Annotated in this window: 17 protein-coding genes; 6 read left to right on the top strand and 11 right to left on the bottom strand. The window is 68.5% G+C overall.

The window, feature by feature from the left end; genetic code table 11:
• Nucleotides 1-5 precede the first annotated feature (5 nt).
• Nucleotides 6-1,193: an aminotransferase-like domain-containing protein gene (locus ACZ5BU_RS14700; RefSeq protein WP_465699033.1), complete on the top strand. Its 1,188-nt coding sequence runs from the start codon at nucleotides 6-8 to the stop codon at nucleotides 1,191-1,193.
• Here ACZ5BU_RS14700 and ACZ5BU_RS14705 read toward each other — a convergent pair.
• Nucleotides 1,182-4,088: an FAD-binding and (Fe-S)-binding domain-containing protein gene (locus tag ACZ5BU_RS14705; protein ID WP_465699035.1), complete on the bottom strand. Its 2,907-nt coding sequence runs from the start codon at nucleotides 4,086-4,088 to the stop codon at nucleotides 1,182-1,184. The two genes, ACZ5BU_RS14700 and ACZ5BU_RS14705, sit on opposite strands and share 12 nt — an antisense overlap.
• 45 nt (nucleotides 4,089-4,133) lie before the next feature.
• Between ACZ5BU_RS14705 and ACZ5BU_RS14710 the strand changes: the two genes are divergently transcribed.
• Both ACZ5BU_RS14710 and ACZ5BU_RS14715 read left to right on the top strand, forming a co-directional pair.
• Nucleotides 4,134-4,859, top strand: coding sequence for a maleate cis-trans isomerase family protein (locus tag ACZ5BU_RS14710; protein WP_465699037.1), 726 nt, complete (start codon nucleotides 4,134-4,136; stop codon nucleotides 4,857-4,859).
• Nucleotides 4,859-5,521, top strand: a complete 663-nt coding sequence (locus tag ACZ5BU_RS14715; RefSeq protein ID WP_465699039.1) for a GntR family transcriptional regulator — start codon at nucleotides 4,859-4,861, stop codon at nucleotides 5,519-5,521. The genes ACZ5BU_RS14710 and ACZ5BU_RS14715 overlap by 1 nt, the downstream gene beginning before the upstream one ends.
• An 85-nt stretch (nucleotides 5,522-5,606) precedes the next feature.
• On the opposite strand, the gene ACZ5BU_RS14720 is transcribed toward ACZ5BU_RS14715, so the two are convergent.
• The gene (locus tag ACZ5BU_RS14720) at nucleotides 5,607-7,067 is read right to left on the bottom strand and encodes an NAD-dependent succinate-semialdehyde dehydrogenase (protein WP_465699040.1); all 1,461 of its coding nucleotides are present in this window, start codon (nucleotides 7,065-7,067) and stop codon (nucleotides 5,607-5,609) included.
• A gap of 82 nt (nucleotides 7,068-7,149) precedes the next feature.
• On the opposite strand from ACZ5BU_RS14720, the gene ACZ5BU_RS14725 reads away from it, so the two are divergent.
• On the top strand, nucleotides 7,150-8,403 hold the full coding sequence (locus ACZ5BU_RS14725) for an aspartate aminotransferase family protein (protein WP_465699042.1): 1,254 nt from the start codon (nucleotides 7,150-7,152) through the stop codon (nucleotides 8,401-8,403).
• Between the two features lie 94 nt (nucleotides 8,404-8,497).
• On the opposite strand, the gene ACZ5BU_RS14730 is transcribed toward ACZ5BU_RS14725, so the two are convergent.
• Entirely contained in the window at nucleotides 8,498-9,859 is a 1,362-nt protein-coding gene (locus ACZ5BU_RS14730) for an MFS transporter (RefSeq protein ID WP_465699044.1), read from the bottom strand.
• Nucleotides 9,860-10,085: 226 nt separating this feature from the next.
• Nucleotides 10,086-10,796, bottom strand: a complete 711-nt coding sequence (locus ACZ5BU_RS14735; protein ID WP_465699046.1) for a TetR/AcrR family transcriptional regulator — start codon at nucleotides 10,794-10,796, stop codon at nucleotides 10,086-10,088.
• Nucleotides 10,797-10,898: 102 nt separating this feature from the next.
• Here ACZ5BU_RS14735 and ACZ5BU_RS14740 point away from each other — a divergent pair, with 102 nt between their 5' ends.
• Nucleotides 10,899-12,347, top strand: a complete 1,449-nt coding sequence (locus ACZ5BU_RS14740; RefSeq protein WP_465699048.1) for a DHA2 family efflux MFS transporter permease subunit — start codon at nucleotides 10,899-10,901, stop codon at nucleotides 12,345-12,347.
• Here the strand turns inward: ACZ5BU_RS14740 and ACZ5BU_RS14745 are convergent.
• From ACZ5BU_RS14745 to ACZ5BU_RS14770, 6 genes are all read right to left on the bottom strand, one after another.
• Nucleotides 12,334-13,305, bottom strand: coding sequence for a glycine betaine ABC transporter substrate-binding protein (locus tag ACZ5BU_RS14745; RefSeq protein WP_465699050.1), 972 nt, complete (start codon nucleotides 13,303-13,305; stop codon nucleotides 12,334-12,336). The two genes, ACZ5BU_RS14740 and ACZ5BU_RS14745, sit on opposite strands and share 14 nt — an antisense overlap.
• Nucleotides 13,302-14,132, bottom strand: a complete 831-nt coding sequence (locus tag ACZ5BU_RS14750) for an ABC transporter permease (protein WP_465699052.1) — start codon at nucleotides 14,130-14,132, stop codon at nucleotides 13,302-13,304. Before ACZ5BU_RS14750 ends, ACZ5BU_RS14745 begins: the two co-directional genes overlap by 4 nt.
• Entirely contained in the window at nucleotides 14,129-15,325 is a 1,197-nt protein-coding gene (locus ACZ5BU_RS14755; protein ID WP_465699054.1) for an ABC transporter ATP-binding protein, read from the bottom strand. Before ACZ5BU_RS14755 ends, ACZ5BU_RS14750 begins: the two co-directional genes overlap by 4 nt.
• Nucleotides 15,318-15,926 (bottom strand): ABC transporter permease, encoded by a 609-nt coding sequence (locus ACZ5BU_RS14760; RefSeq protein WP_465699056.1) that lies wholly within the window; start codon nucleotides 15,924-15,926, stop codon nucleotides 15,318-15,320. The genes ACZ5BU_RS14755 and ACZ5BU_RS14760 overlap by 8 nt, the downstream gene beginning before the upstream one ends.
• Nucleotides 15,927-16,073: 147 nt before the next feature.
• A complete protein-coding gene (locus ACZ5BU_RS14765; RefSeq protein WP_130446795.1) occupies nucleotides 16,074-16,430 on the bottom strand; it encodes a HesB/IscA family protein in 357 nt (118 codons plus the stop codon).
• 182 nt (nucleotides 16,431-16,612) lie between these two features.
• Nucleotides 16,613-17,707, bottom strand: coding sequence for a glycerate kinase family protein (locus ACZ5BU_RS14770; protein ID WP_465699058.1), 1,095 nt, complete (start codon nucleotides 17,705-17,707; stop codon nucleotides 16,613-16,615).
• A gap of 104 nt (nucleotides 17,708-17,811) precedes the next feature.
• On the opposite strand from ACZ5BU_RS14770, the gene ACZ5BU_RS14775 reads away from it, so the two are divergent.
• Nucleotides 17,812-18,207: a VOC family protein gene (locus ACZ5BU_RS14775; RefSeq protein ID WP_465699060.1), complete on the top strand. Its 396-nt coding sequence runs from the start codon at nucleotides 17,812-17,814 to the stop codon at nucleotides 18,205-18,207.
• Nucleotides 18,208-18,217: 10 nt separating this feature from the next.
• On the opposite strand, the gene ACZ5BU_RS14780 is transcribed toward ACZ5BU_RS14775, so the two are convergent.
• Nucleotides 18,218-18,949, bottom strand: coding sequence for an SDR family oxidoreductase (locus ACZ5BU_RS14780; RefSeq protein WP_465699062.1), 732 nt, complete (start codon nucleotides 18,947-18,949; stop codon nucleotides 18,218-18,220).
• Nucleotides 18,950-19,123: the final 174 nt, after the last annotated feature.

The following is a 19,123-nucleotide window of genomic DNA, read 5'->3' on the forward strand; positions in this document are numbered from 1 at the left end:
TCGCCTTGTCAGCACTCCCGTACGCCGCACGCGCCACCGGTCTGGTGGGCTCGGTGATCGACTCGAGTACGTCGCTGCTGCACAAGCAGACCCACGACATCGTCCGTTTCGCGATGGGATCACCCGCGGCCGAGGCCGTACCGTCGCAGATTCTGTCCGCGATCGCGGCCGACGAGCTGAGCCGCCCGGACGCCTACGACTACGCCGCCACCGAGGGCGATCCGCCGCTGCACGCGGCGGTGCTGGAGATGCTGCGCGGTACCAGCGACGAGACGACCGCGGACCGGCTGACGATCACGGCCGGCGGCATGCAGGGCCTCGACCTGTTCTGCAAGATCTTCGTCGACCCGGGGGATCTGGTCGTCGTCGAGTCGCCGACGTACACGAACGGCAGCGCGACCGCGCTCTCGTACGGCGCCGAGCTCTTGGAGGTACCGGTCGACGACGATGGGATGATTGTCGACAATCTACCGGGCCTGCTCGACGGGCGCCGGCCGAAGGCGATCTACACGATCCCGACGTTCCAGAACCCTTCGGGCGCGACGCTTTCGCTGGTACGACGGCAACGCCTGCTGGAGCTGGCCCGGTCGTGGGGCTCGATGGTGATCGACGACGATCCGTACGGGCTGCTCCGGTTCGCCGGTGACCCGCTGCCGACGTTGCGGGAGCTGGGTGCGGGCGATCCGCTGGTGTTCTCCGTGCGGACGTTCTCGAAGATCGTCGCGCCGGGGCTCCGGGTCGGTTGGGTGGATGCGGATCCGGAGCTGCAGCAGCTGTTGATCAATGCGAAGCAGGCGATGGACACATGTACGAACCTGCCGGCGCAGCGGCTGCTTGCCGGGTTCCTGCGCGGCGGTCATCTCGAGGAGCACCTGGTCGCGCAGCGAGCGGAGTACAAGCGACGCAAGGAAGCCATGCACGCGGCGCTGACCGAGCACTTCGGCGACATCGCGCGGTGGACCGATCCGGAGGGCGGGTTCTTCTTGTGGATCACGCTGGAGAACGGCGTCGACACCGAGGAACTGTTCGAGGTCGCGCTGGCTGAAGGTGTCGCGTTCATCCCTGGCACGGCCTTCTCCCCCAGCGGCCGGTTCTCGGACGCGTTCCGCGTCTGCTTCGCGTCCACCACTCCCGACCGCATCCACGAAGGTATCGCCCGCCTCCGCCGAGCGACAGACAAGCTAGCGGGCTAGTCCCTGGGCGAGTAGGTGGGCCAGGTGGTGTGCGGTCCGGGGGGTGCCTTGGGCGATCTGGGTGCGGCAGCTGAAACCGTCGGCCAGGACGGTTGTTGTCTCGGGCAACGAGCGTACGGCGGGCAGCAGGCTGCGCTCGCCGACCGCCTTGGAGATGTCGTAGTGGTCGCGCTCGAAGCCGAAGTTACCGGCCAGGCCGCAGCATCCAGGCGCTGCGAGTTCAGTGTCGATGCCGGCGGCCGCCATCAGCTTGCGATCGGCGTCGAAGCCGAGGACGGCGTGCTGGTGGCAGTGCGGTTGGACGAACGCCGCTCCCCCGGCCTGCGGTGGTTCCCAGCCGGACTCGAGGAGCAGCTCCGAGAACGTCCGCGTGTTCGCTGCCAACAATGCGACAAGCGGATTGTCGACAATCAGCGCAGGCGCGTCGTGGCGGAGAGCCGCCGTACAACTGGGTTCGAGCCCGACAATCGGTGTGCCCGCCTCCAGATGTGGCGCCAGGGTCGCGAGTGAGCGGCTGAGGACGCGGCGGGCGGTCGTCAGTTGACCGGTCGAGATCCAGGTGAGGCCGCAGCAGACCGGCTTGTCCGGGAGTACGACCTCGAATCCCGCGGCCTCCAGCACAGCAACCGCATCGCGCCCGATGTCCGGCGCGAGGTAGTTGGTGAAGGTATCCGGCCACAACACAACCCGCGAGCCACCACCAGCTGATCGACCCCGACTCTTGAACCAAGCAGTGAAGCTCTGCGCGGCGAAAGCCGGGACGTCCCGTTCAGCAGCGATGCCACCGAGTCGCTTCGTCAAGGACAGCCCGGCAAACCGGTTCGCAACCTTCGGCGCCCGGGACGCGAGCCGCGACCACAGCGGCAGCCAACCCATCGACCAGTGCGACAACGGCCGCGCCCACGGACGACGCGCGTAGTGGTGGTGGGTGAACTCGGCCTTGTACGTCGCCACGTCCACGTTGACCGGGCAGTCGGAAAGGCACCCCTTGCAGGACAGGCACAGGTCGAGGCCGTCGCGTACCTCGGTCGATCGCCAGCCGTCCGTGATCAGGTCGCCCTGCAACATCTCCCAGAGCAGGTGCGCCCGCCCGCGGGTCGAATGCTGTTCTTCCCGGGTCACCTGATAGCTCGGGCACATCACGCTGCCCGACGTCTGCCGGCACTTGCCGATCCCGACGCAGCGCCGTTGCGCCTGCGCGAAGTCGTGCCCGTCGTCCGGATAGTCGAAGATTGTCAACAATCGACGATCCTTCGCCGGACCGTCGTGGCGGATCGCGGCGTCGAGCGGCGGCGGGCCGACGATCATCCCCGGGTTCATCACGCCGCCCGGATCCCAGATCCGCTTCAGCTCACCGAACAGGGCGACGCCGTCCGCGCCGTACATCTTCGCGAGCAGTTCACCGCGTGCCCGCCCGTCGCCGTGCTCGCCGGACACCGATCCGCCGAGCCCGACGACGAGGTCCGCGGCCTGCTCGACGAACTCTCGGTACGTCGCGATCCCCCGAGGACTGAGCAGATCGAAGTCGATCCGCATGTGCATGCAGCCCTCACCGAAATGCCCGTACGACGCACCCGACAATCCGTGCCGCCCGAGCAGTTCGTCGAGTCCGCGCAGATAGGCACCGAGACGTTCGGGCGGTACGGCAGCATCCTCCCAGCCGCCCCACGCCTCGGCCCCGTCCGCGCGCCGGGTCGCGAGGCCCGCGGCGTCAGTACGGCACCGCCACAACACGGCCTGCGCCCGAGGGTCGGTCACCAGCGAGGCGGTCGCGCCCGAGTCGCGCAACTCCGACAGCATTGCCTCCGCTCGGGCGGCTGCGACCCCCGCGTCGTCGCCGCCCAGCTCGACCAGCAGCCAGGCTTTCCCATCAGGGAGACCGGCGTGGACCGCGGCATCGCGGACCTCCGTCGGCAGCCGGTCGACAAGTTCGTCGTTGATCGATTCCATCGTCAGCGGCGCGTGCCGCAGTACGACCGGAACGCAGTCCGCCGAGGTGATCGAGTCGGCGAACCCGAGGACACAGAGAACCCTTGCCTTGGGCAACTCAACCAGCCGGACGGTCGCCCGCAGCGTCGCCGCCAGTCCGCCTTCGCTTCCGGACAGCAGGCCAGCCACGTTGTAGCCGTCGAGCAGCCGGTGCAGCGCGTACCCGGAGATCTGCCGGGTGAACTGCCCGAACCGCCGCCGGATGAGCAACTCGTGCCGGTCCGCGAACGCCTGGAGCGCCCGGTGCAGTTCTCCTCCGAAGCCAGGACGCACTGCCATGACCGCACGGTCACCGGCCGAGCCGACAGTCAGCCGTGTCCCATTGCCAACAATCAGATCGAGCGATTGCAGATTGTCTGCAGTAGTACCCCAGGCGACTGAGTGGGCGCCGCAGGCGTTGTTCGCGATCATCCCGCCGAGCGTCGCCCGGCTCGCCGACGACGGGTCGGCACCGAACGCGAGCCCGTGCGGTTTCGCCGCCGCCAGCAGGTCGGTCAGTACGACACCCGGCTCGACCACTGCGGTACGCGCGACCGGGTCGAGGTCGAGGATCCGGTTCACGTGCCGCGATGCGTCGATCACCACGCCACCGGTCCGTACGCTGCCGATCGCGTTGCCCGCCATCGACGTACCGCCACCGCGCACCACCACCGGCGCTCCGGCCGCGGCGGTCAGCGCGACGGCCGCCGCCAGGTCGTCGGCGTCGGCCGGTACGACGACCAGATCGGGTACGGCGCGATAGTTGGAGCCGTCCGCGGCGTACAAAGCGCGGGTCCCGCGATCGTCGCCGACGGTGCCCCGGAGTTCGTGACGGAGCGTGCCGAGCAGCCGCCGAACGTCGTACGCCGAGTTATCCACAGGGCCGTGCGCAGCAGGTCCAGTCGCCGGGCGCTCTGGGGTTAGCATTGTCGACAATCTACCTATTCGGCGCATTTCAAGCCAGGAGGTCCGATGGTCACGGTGGGGCTGCTCTATCCCGGACACAGCGCCGAGGACGATTATCCCGCGCTCGAGGCGAGGCTGAACGGCGAGGTCAGGTTGCCGGTCGTCATCACCTCGGTGGGCGAGGACGCGCACCGGGTGGACGCGCTCCTCGACCTCGGCCGGGCGGAGCGGCTTGCCGAGGGCGCAGTGCAGCTGAAGCAGGCGCAACCGGACTCGGTGATGTGGGCGTGTACGTCGGGCAGCTTCGTGTTCGGCCGGGAGGGTGCGAACATCCAGGCGGGCGGGGTCGCGCAGGCGGTCGGCGTACCGGCGTCGTCCACGTCGATCGCGTTCGTGGACGCGTGCAAGTCGCTGGACATCTACCGGGTCGCGGTCGCCGCGTCGTACCCGGAGGACGTCGCGCAGCACTTCGTCCGGTTCCTCGCCGCGGCCGGCATCGAGGTCGTGTCGATGGGCAGCAACGGGATCGTCACCGCGGCCGAGGTCGGTACGCTGACCGCCGACCAGGTGATCGACATGGTGAAGGCCGCCGACCACCCGGACGCCGAGGCGGTCCTGGTCCCGGACACCGCGATGCACACGCTCGCGATCATCGAGGAGCTGGAGCTCGCGACCGGCAAGACCGTACTGACCGCCAACCAGGTGACCGTGTGGAAGGGGCTCGAGCTGGTCGGGCCGGTCCCGTCGTTGCCGGACCTCGGGACGTTGTTCTCGACAGGGGAGATCGAGTAGTGACCGGTTACATCGAGCCGCTCGCGCAGCAGTCGACGCCGAGCATCATCGCCGACAAACTGCGCAGGGCGATCGGCAGCGGGGAACTGAAGCCCGGCGCCCAGCTCAACGAGGCGGCGCTCGCCCGCCAGCTCGGCGTCAGCCGCGGACCGCTGCGCGAAGGTATGTCGCGACTGACCCAGGAGGGTCTGCTGGTCTCGATCCGCAACCGCGGACTGTTCGTGATCGACATGACGCCCGCCGAGATCCGCGACATGTACTTCACCCGCGAAGCGATCGAGTGGGCCGCCGCGTACCTGATCCTCCGCGACGGCGACTTCGAGACGGTCGGGCTGCAGCTGCACGGGATCGTCGAGAAGATGAAAGCCGCCGGCAACGACTCGGCCGCGGTCGGCGAACTCGACATCGCGTTCCACGAGCTGCTCGTACGATCGTCCGGCAGCAAGCGCCTGCTGCGGATGCACCAGACGTCCATCATCGAGACCCGGATGTGCATCCACGCCCTGGAGAAGACGTACGCCACCGAGGACAAGCGCATCCTCGAGCACCACCAGCTCGCCTCGGCGATCCGCAGGGGCGAGGTCGAACGCACCGAAGTACTCCTGTCCGACCACATGGACGACGCCGTCCAGCGCCTCACCAAACAGGCCTCCGGCCGCTGACCCCCCAGGCCGTCGGCCGCTGACCCGCTGGACGAGTCCGGCGACCGCGACCCGGTCGACACCGCGGAGCAGGCGGTCTACGAGATCAGCTGTTCACTGCGATGCCGATGTACTTGGTCTCGAGGAATTCGTCGATCCCGACGGATCCGCCCTCGCGGCCGAGGCCGGACTGTTTGACACCGCCGAACGGGGCGGCCGGGTTCGACACGATGCCCTGGTTGAGTCCGACCATGCCGGTCTCGATCGACTCGGCGACGCGGAGCGCGCGGCGTAGGTCGTTCGTGAAGACGTACGCGACCAGCCCGTACTCCGTGTCGTTGGCCGCCCGCACCACCTCGTCCTCGGTCTCGAACGGGGTCAGCGGTGCGACCGGACCGAAGATCTCCTGGTCCGCCATCGCCGCCTCCCGGGGTACGCCGGTCAGCACTGTCGGCGGATAGAAGTACCCGTTGCCCGCGGCAACCTCTCCCCCGGTGAGCACGGTCGCGCCGCGGTCGACCGCGTCAGCGACCAGCGACCGTACCTTCTCCAACCCGGCCGCGTCGATCAGCGGACCGACGTCCACTCCCGCCTCGGTCCCGCGGCCGACCGTCAGCGCACCCATCCGCTCCGCGAGCCGCCGACCGAACTCGTCGATCACCGAATTGTGGACAAACAGACGATTCGCCGCCGTGCAGGCCTCGCCCATGTTCCGCATCTTCGCCGCGACCGCCCCGGTCACCGCCTCGTCCAGGTCGGCGTCCTCGAACACGATGAACGGCGCGTTCCCGCCGAGCTCGAGCGACGTCCGCAGTACCTTCTCCGCGCACTGCTCCAGCAGGATCCGCCCGACCCGGGTCGACCCGGTGAACGACAGCTTCCGCGCCAGCCCCGAGCGGATCAGCGGCTCCATCACGCCGCCCGCATCCATCGCGGTGACACAGTTGACGACCCCGGCCGGTACACCGGCCTCGGCCAGGATCTCCATCAACGCGAGCATCGACAGCGGCGTCTGATGCGCCGGCTTGATGACACTGGTACAGCCCGCGGCGAGCGCCGGCCCGAGCTTGCGGGTGCCCATCGCCATCGGGAAGTTCCACGGCGTGATCAGCAGGCACGGACCCACCGGCTGCTTGGTGATCAGGAACCGCGCGTTGCCGGCCGGCGCGGTCTGGTACCCGCCGTCGATCCGCAGCGCCTCGGAGGAGAAGTGCCGGAAGAACTCGGCCGCGTACGCGATCTCGCCGCGCGCCTCGGCCAGCGGCTTGCCCATCTCCAGCGTCATCAGCAACGCCAGCTCGTCGGCCCGCTCCATCAACAGCCGGTACGCCGTCATCAGCAGGTCGGACCGGTCACGCGGCGACGTTCGCGCGAAGTCCGCCTGCGCCGCAACCGCCGCGTCGAGCGCGGCACGACCGTCGGCCGGTGATGCGTCGGCGACCGCGCAGAGCACCTCGCCGGTGGACGGATCTACGACGTCGAACGTCGCGCCGCCGGCGGCATCGGTCCACTTGCCGTCGACGAACAACCGCTTCTCGACCGCCTGGACCACGCTGGACTCGTCCATCTGCACCCCTTCACCGGCCTCAACTGCTGAGATACGCTGATTGTCAACAATCCTACAGTCTAGGAGAGAAGAGGGAAGTCCCGTGGCCGAGCTCTCGCAGATCCTCAAACAGGCAACCGGCGTGGTGGCGGCCCGTGGCCAGGGCGTCCAGTTGTTCGACGAGGACGACCGCCGGTACCTGGACTTCACCGCCGGCATCGGCGTCACGTCGACCGGGCACTGCCATCCACGGGTGGTCGCCGCCGCGCAGGAGCAGGTCGGCCGGATCATCCACGCGCAGTACACGACCGTCATGCACCGGCCGCTGCTGACGTTGGTCGACCGGCTCGGCGAGGTACTCCCCCGGCACCTCGACCGGCTGTTCTTCGCGAACTCGGGCAGTGAGGCGATCGAGGCGGCCCTGCGGCTGACCCGGCAGGCCACCGGACGGCCGAACGTGATCGTGTTCCACGGCGGCTTCCACGGCCGGACCGTCGCGGCCGCGTCGATGACGACGTCCGGCACCAAGTTCCGCTCGGGCTTCAGTCCGCTGATGGCCGGCGTCCACGTGTCGCCGTTCCCGGACCCGGGCCACTTCGGCTGGCCGGTCGAGCAGGCGACGGACTTCGCACTCAGCCAGCTGGACTACGTACTGCAGACGTTGAGCACGCCGGCCGACACCGCGGCGTTCTTCGTCGAGCCGGTGCTCGGCGAAGGCGGTTATGTCCCCGCCAACGAACGGTTCTTCGCCGGCCTGCGCGAACGCGCCGACGCCCACGGGATCCTGCTGGTCGTTGACGAAGTACAGACCGGCTTCGGGCGGACCGGCAAGTTCTGGGGCGGTGACCACTTCGGTTCGCGTCCCGACGTGCTCGTGACCGCGAAGGGTCTCGCCTCGGGCTTCCCGCTGTCCGCGATCGCGGCGTCGTCGGAGTTGATGGAGAAGGCCTGGCCCGGTTCGCAGGGCGGTACGTACGGCGCCAACGCGGTCGCCTGCGCCGCCGCGCTGGCCACTCTCGACGTGATCGAGGACGAGGGCCTGGTGCAGAACTCGGCCGATCGCGGTGCTCAGCTGAAGCAGGCGCTGCAACTGGTCGCAGACAAGTACGAGCAGATTGTCGACGTTCGCGGCCTCGGACTGATGATCGGCAACGAGTTCCGGGACGCGGACGGAAAGCCCGACGCCGCGACCGCGGCCGCCGTACAGCAGGAAGCCGCGCGGCGCGGACTGTTGCTGCTCACCTGTGGCGCTTGGGGCCAGGTCGTGCGGTTCATCCCGGCGCTGGTCGTCTCCCCCGACGAGATCGACGAAGCCGCCGGGCTCTGGTCGGACGCGGTCTCCGCCGTTCTCGGCTGACCGCACCCCGCTCGAGAAGCACCCGGCCCGCCTTTCCGGAAACTAATTCGCTCTCTGCGGCGAATTGTTTCCGGAAAGGCGGGCCGGGTTGCCGTCAGGCCTTGGCGGGCGCCGGCTCGAGTGCCACTGGCGGCGGGGCGTCCTCGGTCCCCGGGATCTCGGTGCCGTTGATCGGGCAGCGCGACGTCTCCGGGACCTTGGCCAGCGCGAGCGCGCCGATCAGACAGGCCGCCATCATGTAGTACGCCGGGACGAGCGAGTCGCCGGTCTTCGCGGTCAGCCAGTCGTTGACCGCGGGCGCCGTACCGCCGAACAGCGAGGTCGACACGTTGTACGCGATCGCGAATCCGGCGTACCGGACGTGTGTCGGGAACATCGCCGGGAAGGTCGCGGAGATGGTCGCGAGCTGCGGCACGTACAGCAGGCCGAGCACCGCGAAGCCGACGATCGCACCGGCCAGGTTCGTCCCCATCAGCAGGAACATCGGTACGCCGAACACGAACAGCCCGGCCAACGATGCCCACCACAACGGTTTCCGCCCGAGCCGGTCCGACGCGCGGCCGGCGAACGGGACGAACACCATCATTGTCAACATTCCTATGATCGGCACGATCAGCGACTGGTCCGAACTCAGGCCGATCTCCTTCTCCAGGTACGTCGGCATGTACGTCAGCAGCGTGTAGTTCACGACGTTCAGTGCGATCACCATGCCGCCCAGGCGCAGGATCGGCGCCCAGTACCCGGACAGCAGGTCCTTGAACTGGGTCGCGGTCTCCTCCTCCTTCTGGCCCTTCGCCTCGAGTTCGCGGAAGACCGGCGTGTCCTCGAGCCGGGACCGCAGGTAGACGCCGACCAGGCCGAGCGGCGCGGCGACCAGGAACGGCAGCCGCCAGCCCCACGCGTGCATCTGCTCGTCACCGAGGACGAGCGAGAAGCCCAGCATCAGCAGCGCTCCGAGCGAGAACCCGGACAGCGTGCCGAACTCCAGGAAGCTGCCGAGGAACCCGCGCTTGCGGCTCGGCGCGTACTCGGCCATGAAGGTCGCGGCACCGCCGTACTCGCCGCCGGTCGAGAAGCCCTGGATCATCCGCAGCAGCACCAGCAGGACCGGCGCCCAGTACCCGATCGTGTGGAACGAGGGGACCAGACCCGCGCACAGGGTGGCGCCCGACATCATCAGGATCGTGATCGCCAGCACGTGTTTGCGGCCGAGCCGGTCGCCGAGCGGACCCCAGACCAGACCGCCGAGCGGACGGACCAGGAACGAGACGGCGAACGTCATCAGCGCCAGCAGGGTCTGGCTCTGGGTGTCGCCGGGGAAGATCGCGGCCGAGATGTACGTCACGCCGTACGCGTAGATGCCGTAGTCGAACCATTCCGTGGCGTTTCCGATCGCCGACGCGGCGATCGCCTTCTTCAGAACTCCGGGCGGTTGCTCCTGTTCGGTCGGGCTCACGGGCGGACTCGGCGGGCCGTCCTGGGGCCGCGGCTGCGGGCTCGCTGGCGGCCGGCTCGCCGGCGGCTGGCTCTCGGCGTCCACGATTTCCTCCTGTCGTCTTACGGCCTCACCCGGGTGCCCCGCCCGCCATATTCCACACGTCCACGTCAGGTCGTAGTTTTGTTGACAATCCGAAGATTAACCATGTGCATTCGTGAACCACAAGCAATCGGAGAGAGTTGGATCAGGCCCGGCCGGCGAGCGCGGCGAGACCCGCGGTGATGACCGTGATGCCGAACTCGAAGCGCTCGTCGCCACTGGCGCCGGCCGTCAACGGGCCCGCGAGCGCCACCACCAGCGGGAACCGGTCGACCGGTTGCTCCGCGAGGAAGGTGCGCAAGCCGCTCACGAAGGCTTCGACGTCCTCCGGCGTCCAGTTCGTCGCACTCTGAACCGTTTCCTCGAAGGCGACGGCCGTGACGTAGAGCGGAATCAGGTCGACCGCCCAGGCCGCGGCCTGGTCCGGAAGGTTGCCGGCCTTCAGCAACGCCAGCATCCGCTCGGTGGTCTGTAGCGCCCGCTCCCCCAGCGGCACCGTGCCGATCGCGGCCCGCGCCACCCCCGGATTGGCCCGCATCGCCCGCAGCATCTCGCGCATCAGCGCCTTGAGCTGCTCCTGCCAGCGCGCGGCGTCCACCGGTTCGTCGAACACCATCTGTGCGTTGGCCCGCTCGACCAGGAGCTGATCGAGCTCGCGCTTGTTCGCCACGTGGGCGTACAGCGACGCGGGCCCGGTCCGGAGCTCCTGCGCGATCTTGCGCATCGAGACTCCTTCGTACCCCTCCTTGCGGAGGACCTCCATCGCGGCGTCGACGATCCGCTCGCGGGTGAGCGGCGCCTTGCGCTCGCGAACGGGCTTGGCGGGGGGAATCGGCTGCCACGGGGATTGACTCATGCGATCACTGTAGCGAACACCGTACTTGACGCGAACACTGTTCGCGTGTAGAACAGTGTTCGTCAACGAACACCGTTCGAAAACTCCTCCTGGAGGCCAATTATGAGCACCACACTCGAGAACTCACCACAAACCACGACCACCCCACGCGGTACGCCGTACCGCTGGCGCTGGCTCGTCCTCGTGACGATCCTGATCGCCGAGATCATGGACCTGGTCGACGCGACCATCGTCAACATCGCGGCGCCGTCGATCCGGGCCGACCTCGGCGGCTCGGAGTCGGCGATGCAGTGGATGCTGGCCGGCTACACGCTGGCGTTCGCGATCGGCCTGATCACCTTCGGCCGGCTCGGCGACCTGGTCGGCCGCCGGCGGCTGTTCGTGATCGGCGCCCTCGGGTTCACGGTCGCGTCCGGGCTCTGCGGCCTGGCCACCAGCCCCGAACTGCTGATCGGCAGCCGGGTCGCGCAGGGCCTGCTCGGCGCGGTGATGATCCCGCAGGGCTTCGCGATCGCGAAATCCGTCTTCCCGCCGGACGAACTCGGCAGGGCGTTCGGCATGTTCGGCCCGGTGATGGGGCTGTCCGCGGTCGCCGGGCCGATCCTGGCCGGCGTACTGATCGACGCCAACTGGTTCGGCGCCGGCTGGCGGACCATCTTCTTCATCAACGTCCCGATCGGCATCGCCGCCCTGGTCGGTGCGCTGCGCTTCATGCCCGAGGTCAAGACACCGGGCGCCACCCGGCTCGACACGATCGGCGTGCTGCTGGTCAGCGCGGCCTCCGGCCTGCTGATCTACCCGCTCGTGCAGGGCCGCGAGCTCGGCTGGCCATTGTGGACAATCCTCATGTTGACAAGCTCGGTGATCGTCTTCGCCTTGTTCGGCTGGCGGGAGCGCCGGTCCGGCAACCCGGTCATCGACCCGTCACTGTTCCGCAACCGCGGCTATGTCGCCGGCCTCGCCGTGATCACCACGTTCTTCCTCGCGATGAACGGCTTCATGATGGTCTTCAACCTGTTCACCCAGCTCGGTCTGCACTACAGCCCGTTGAAGGCCGGCCTCGCGATGGTGCCGTTCTCGCTCGGGATCGCGATCGGCGCACCGCTGTCGGCCGGGCTCCTCGCCCCGAAGCTCGGCCGCACGGCGCTGCAGCTCGGCGTCGCGGTGATGACGCTCGCGATGACCGGCGTCTGGTTCACCCTGCACTCGTACGGCGACGCGACCACGATCTGGAACCTGGTCCCCGCGACCCTGGCCACCGGGATCGGCGCCGGGATGGTGTTCGCGCCGCTGTTCGACATCATCCTGGCGTCCGTCGACGACCAGGCCGCGGGGTCGGCGTCCGGCGTACTGACCGCCATGCAGCAGTACGGCGGAGCGATCGGCGTCGCCGTGATCGGCACGATCTTCTTCCAGCTGCTGCCGGCCCACTCGTTCCTGGGCGCCACCAAGACCTCGGTCCTGGTCGCGATCGGGTTGTTCGTCGTCAGCCTCGCGGTGACGTACTTCCTCCCGAAGCGGGCCCGGGAGGAGAGCGTCAGTCACGGCTGACGAACCCCTCCTTCACCAACCAGTCCATGGCGACGTCGGCGGGCTCGCGCCCCTCGACGTCGACCTGGGCGTTCAGGTCGATCAGTACCGGGTCCGTGAGCTTGTCCGACACCGGCTGGAACAGATCCCGTAGCTGCGGGTACTTGTCCAGCACCTTCTTGCTGAACACCGGCGCGACGTTGTACGCCGGGAAGTACTTCTTGTCGTCCTGCAGTACGACCAGGTCGAGCGACTTGATCCGCCCGTCGGTCGTGTAGATCTCCCCGAACCGGCAGTCACCGTGACTCGTCGCGGCGTACACCGCGCCGGTGTCCAGCGTCCGGATGTTGTTCCGCGGTACGCCGGAACCGATCGGGATCCCGTAGTGCTTGAGCATCGGCTCGAACCCGTCGTTGCGGTTCGCGAACTCCGACTCGACGCAGAACGTCCGCTCCTTGACCGGCAACGACCGGACCTGCGACAGCTTCGTGATGTGCAGCCGATCGGACTCCTTGCGGGTCATCGCGAAGCCGTAGCTGTTGTTCATCGGCGCCGGCTTCAGCCAGATCAGCCCGTACTTCGCCGCGTCCTCCTTGGCCACCGCCTCGTACTGCTGCTGCTTGTCCGGGATCCCGGTGTCGTGGCCGAGGTACGAGATCCACGCCGTACCGGTGTACTCCCAGGCCATCTGGATCTGGTCCTGGATCATCGCCTGCCGGGACGTGTCGCTGCCCGGCATGTTGGTCAGGTCGTGGACGTTCGCGCCGGCCGAGCGCATCAGGATCGCCGCGATCTTGCCGAGGATCAGCTGCTCCTGGAAGCTCTTCGATCCCACGCCGATCGTCAGCCCGTCAAGGCTCTTCACCGAACGCAACGGACCCTGCAGCGCACCGATCGGCACGAAGCCGCCGCTGGTACCGAGCCCGCAGCCGGACAGTACTAGAAGGAGCGCGGTCGCTGCCGCTATCAGCCGCTTCATCCGAGCCCTCTCGGTCGGGTCACTTCTTCGAGTACGCGGCCCGCCCAGTCGATCAGCAGCGCGAGCGCGCCGACGAGGATCGCGCCGCTGATCAGTACCGGGTACCGCAGCAGGCGGATGCCGGTGGTGATCAGGCTGCCCAGTCCCCCGGCGTCGATGAACGTCGCGAGGGTCGCCGTACCGACCAGCAGCACCAGCGCGGTCCGGATGCCGGCCATGATCACCGGTACCGCGAGCGGGAGTTCGATCCGGCCGAGGACGGCGAGACTCGACATGCCCATGCCCCGACCGGCTTCGACGAGCGTGCTGTCGACACCTTGCAGGCCGACGATCGTGTTCCGCAGGACCGGCAGGATCGCGTGCAGGCAGAGTGCGACGATCGCGGTCCAGAAGCCGAAGCCGAGCCAGATCGCGAGCAGCACGATCAGGCCGATCACCGGCGCGGCCTGGCCGGCGTTCGCCACCGCGACCGCGACCGGTGCCGCCCTCCGGGATCGCGGGCGGGTCAGCATGATGCCCAGCGGTACGGCGACGACCAGCACGATGATCGTCGCGACCGCGGTCAGTTCCAGGTGTTCGATTGTCAACTGTCCGACGAGCTTCCACTCGAGCTGGCGCTGCTCGATCGAGTCGAGCGCGGCCCGCGACCGCCAGATCGCCCACGCTCCGATGACGATCGCGACGACCAGCGGCTGCCCGACGAGCATCGCCCACGACGGCCGCCGCGCCCGGCCCGTCGCCAGGCCGGCCGCGGTCTCCTTCGCGTCAGCCCGGTTCTCCGGACGCTCCGGATGCTGCAGGTCAGGTCCGGGGTCCACGACGGTCACAGCGCGACCTCGTCGGATTGTTGACCATCCTCTTGTTGACCGTTCTCTGGTTGGCCGTTGCTCTCCTGGATGCGGGCGAGCACGGCCTGGAAGTCGACGACCCCGAGGTACTCGTCGCGGCGCCCGGTGACGACCGCGCTGCCGTGGCTCGACATCAGCATCGTGTCGAGCGCGTCGTTCAGCGTCGCGCGCCGGTCGATCGTCACCAGGTCGGTGTCCTCGTGCGGCGCCGGCACATTGTCGACGTCTGACAGATCGGTGGTCCACATCCAGTCGACCGGGCGGCGCCGGCGGTCGAGGACGACGACCGAGTCGTCACCCGCCTGTGTCGCGGCCCGCAGTACGACAGGTGCCGGATCGCCGATCTCCGCGATCGTCGGCTGGTTCAGCTCGATCTCGCTGACCCGGCTCAGGGTCAGCTGCTTGAGTGCGGCGCCCGCACCGACGAAGTCCGCGACGAACCGGTTCGCCGGGTTCGCCAGGATCGCCTCCGGGGTGTCGTACTGGGCGATGTTCGCGCCCTCGGTCAGGATCAGGATCCGGTCGCCGAGCTTCACCGCCTCGTCGAAGTCGTGGGTAACGCAAACGATCGTCTTGCGCAGCTCCTCCTGGATGCTGAGCAGTTCGTCCTGCAGCCGCTGCCGGGTGATCGGGTCGACCGCGCCGAACGGCTCGTCCATCAGGATCACCGGCGGGTCGGCGGCCAGACCGCGGGCCACCCCGACCCGCTGCTGCTGCCCGCCGGACAGCTCCCGCGGGTAGCGGTTGCGGTACCGGGCCGGGTCGAGGCCGACGAGTTCGAGCAGCTCGTCGACGCGTTCGGCCGTACGGCGTTTGTCCCAGCCGAGCAGCCCGGGGACCAGCGCGATGTTCTGCGTCACGGTCATGTGCGGGAACAGGCTGCCGCCCTGGATCACGTACCCGATCCGCCGCCGCAGGTCGTCGTCGTCCTGCCTGCCGATGTCCTCGCCGCCGATCCGGATGCTGCCGGACGTCGGCTCGATCAGCCGGTTGATCATCTTCAGCGAGGTGGTCTTGCCGCAGCCCGACGGGCCGACGAACATCACGATCTCGCCGGCCGGGATGTGCAGGGACAGGCCGTCGACGGCTGCTTTCTTCTGGCCCGGGTACCGCTTCACGACATCGGTCAACTCGATGCCGACGCCGCTGACGTCGGGTTCGGATTCAGGCACGGATACCCCTCGAGGTGGTCAGGCGGCCGACGAGCAGCAGCATGGCGTCCAGGATCAGAGCGAGCAGGACGACGCCGATCGTGCCGACCAGCGCCGAGTTGAGAGCGTTCTTGCCACCGATCTGGGTCAGGCCGGTGAAGATGAAGCTGCCCAGGCCGGGCCCGAGCACGTACGCCGCGATGGCCGCGATCCCCATCGACATCTGGGCCGAGACCCGGACGCCGGCCAGGATCACCGGCCAGGCCAGCGGGATCTCGATCCGGAGCAGGGTCCGGATCGCGCCCATCCCCATCCCGCGCGCCGACTCGATCAGCGTCGCGTCGACACCGGCCAGACCGACGACGGCGTTCCGCAGGATCGGCAGGCAGGCGTAGAAGGTGACCGCGACGACGGAGGTCGCCGTACCGATGCCGGCCAGCGGGATCATCAGCCCGAGCAGGGCGAACGACGGAATGGTCAGACCGACGGCGCTGAGGCCGCCGGCCAGGGCCGCGATGCGCGGGTTGCGGTGCACGACGACTGCCAGGCCGACCGCGATCACGGTCGCCAGCAGCACGCACTGGATGACCAGGCTCAGGTGCTGGTAGCTCTGATAGAGCAATTGCGAGTGACGCTCAGTTATGTAGTCCCACACGCGGGCACAGGTACCCAACAAGCGTTCGCTTACACATCGGCACGGTCGCTACCTAAGTCCGCACAGGCCAAAGCCCCTGGTCACCGCGACGGTGACCAGGGGCTTCGGGGTGACTCAGTTGAACGAGTCGCCGCAGGCGCAGGAGCCGGTGGCGTTCGGGTTGTCGATCGTGAAGCCCTGCTTCTCGATGGTGTCGACGAAGTCGATCGAGGCACCCTTCAGGTACGGCGCGCTCATCCGGTCGGTGACGACACTCACACCGCCGAAGTCGGCCACCACGTCGCCGTCGAGCTGACGCTCGTCGAAGAACAGCTGGTACCGCAGCCCGGAGCACCCGCCCGGCTGAACGGCGACCCGCAGCGCGAGGTCGTCGCGGCCTTCCTGGTCGAGCAGCGCCTTCACCTTGGCGGCGGCCCCGTCGGTGAGGAGAACACCAGTGGCAACGGCCTGCTCGGTCTGCGCTTCAGTCATCCCTGACTCCAGTCATCTACTCAAGTGCCTACGCACGAACTCCGTCGGCACGGAAGTCTCTTGTCAACACAGGACAACAGACGCCGTCCCGCGCTCATTCCCATGGTCGCACACCAATTTCACAGATCAACCATCCTGGTCGGAGGCTGATCACCGCGCCCGGGTGCGATCGTGACGTACGGTCAGCGCGCCCACGTCCGGGCGACCCGCTCCGCCACTGCGGCCAGCGAGCCGTGCGGATCGGCGAACGCCTGCTCCTCGCCCACCGCGTCCACCAGCGCGTACGCCGACTCGACGCCCATCGACCGCATCTCGCGGGACCCGATCAGGACCTTTCCGGCGAGTACGACGCACGGCCGCATCGCGTCGTTGGCGACCTTCGCGACACCGGCGATCACCTTGCCGTCGCGGGACTGGAAGTCGAACGCGCCCTCGCCGCTGATCACCAGGTCGACCTGGGACGCCTTCTGCTTCAGTCCGGTCAGCTCGGCGACCAGGTCGATACCGGACACCCGCTCCGCGCCGAGGAGCAGCAGCGCGTACCCGAGACCGCCCGCGGCGCCAGCGCCCTTCTGGTCCGCGGTCTTCCGGTCGGCGAGCTCGGCGAAGTGCGTCAGCCAGCCGTCGACCTCGGGCTTCCGCTCGTCGCTGATGCCCTTCTGGGATCCGAACACGTTGGTGGCGCCGCGCAGGCCGAGCATCGGGTTCTCGACGTCGCTCGCTGCCACGAACTCGATTCCCTGGACGCGCTCGCGGGCGGCCGTCAGGTCCACCGAGGTCAGTGCGGCGAGGCCGGCGGCACCGGCGTCCAGCCGACCCGATTCGGCGGTTGCGCCGAGCGCGGCGAGCAACCCGGCGCCGGCGTCGTTCGTACCCGAGCCGCCGAGTCCCAGGATGATCCGCTTCGCGCCCGCGTCCACGGCCGCCGTGATCAACTGGCCGACGCCGTACGTCGACGCGTCCTCGGGACGCCGGCTCTTCGGCTCCACCAGGTGCAAGCCGCACGCCTGCGCGGTCTCGACGTACGCCGTCTCCCCGGCCAGCAGCACCGTCGCAGGCGTCTCCTCACCGAGCGGGCCGTGGACCGTGACGGACAAGAGTTTCCCGTCGACGACCGCGGACAGTACGTCGATGAACCCGGGTCCACCGTCGGCCATCGGCGCGACCAGCACCTGAGCCTCCGGATCGCGCCGCCGCCACCCCTCCTCGATCGCCGCCGCGGCCTCCACAGCCGTCAACGTCCCCGCGAACTTGTCCGGCGCAATCAGAATCCGCATACGCACATCCTCTCGTACGCCGCCCACCCGCCGAACGCGCGTCCACTCCGCTGGTCCTGATCCACCTCGTGTCGTTGGGCCGCCGACGCGGTTAGATCGGTGGCATGAAGACGATCCTGTTCGCGCTGCGCGTGAGTGACCTGGAGCGTTCGCTCGCCTTCTACACGGCGGTCGGCTACCGGACCCTGTCGACGATCCCGCTCGACGGCGGCGCGACGTTGGTGTGGCTCCGGCTCCCCGCCGAGTCCTCGGTCTCGCTCGAGCTCGTTCACCGTCCGGCCGACGGACCGGTCGCGGCCGGCGGCTTCGAACATCTCGCGATCGAGGTCGACTCGCTGAGCGAGACCATCGCCCGCCTCACCGCCGCCGGCCTGAACCTCACCGAACCCGAACTGCCCGGCGGACCGGAAGGACCGCGCACGTGCTGGCTCGCCGACCCGGACGGCTACCGGATCGAGCTGGTGGAATGGCCTCCGTCCGGCGCGCCGGCCTTCGACTGATCGGCCCGGTTCAGAACACTCCTCCGCCGGCGGCGAGGTTCTGGCCGGTGATCCAGCGCGCCGCGTCGGAGGCGAGGTAACCGACGACCTCGGCGACCTCAGCCGGTTCGCCCACCCTGCCGAGCGCCGACATCGACGCCGCCACGGCCCGATCGCGGTCGGGCAGCAGGTCCGTGTCGGTGAAGCCAGGCGACACCACGTTCACCGTGACCCTTCGCGGTCCCAGTTCCCTGGACAGTACGCGGCTGAACTGCTCGACGGCGCCCTTGCTGCCCAGGTAGAGCGACGTCTCGGTGAACCACATCTTGGTGCCACCGGTCGAGATCGTGATGATCCGGCCGCCTTCGCGGACTCTTCGCGCAGCCTCCTGCAGTGCGAAGAACGTCCCCTTCGCGTTCGCTCCGAAGACCAGGTCGTAGTCCTCCTCGGTACAGTCGACGAGCGGCTTGACGACTGCCACCGCGGCGTTGGAGACGACGATGTCGAGCGAACCCAGCGCATTCTCTGCCTGCTCGAACAGGCCACGTACGCCGGGAACGCTGGCCAGATCGGCATGGAACGCGGACACGGTCCGACCCGCCTTCGTCAGCTCGCCGACGACCGTCGTCGCGGCGTCCTCGTTGTTGACGTAGCTGAACGCGACCACGGCGCCGGCGGCCGCCAGGCGCTCCACCACCGCGCGCCCGATGCCGCGCGATCCGCCGATCACGAGCGCGTTCTTGCCGTCGAGTTCGTTGCCCATGTCTCTCCTCACATGGCCGGATTCCTCGGCCCCCAGGGTGCACCGGACGTCATCAAGGCCCGGTTCGGTCGCTGCGAGTAGTCTCACCGATCCATGGGGCCGTCGATCGAACTGCGACAGCCAACTTTGACAGGCGGAGGGATAACCGCTATCTATTAGCTAACCGTTAGGGGG

Source organism: Kribbella sp. NPDC031520, assembly GCF_055580825.1.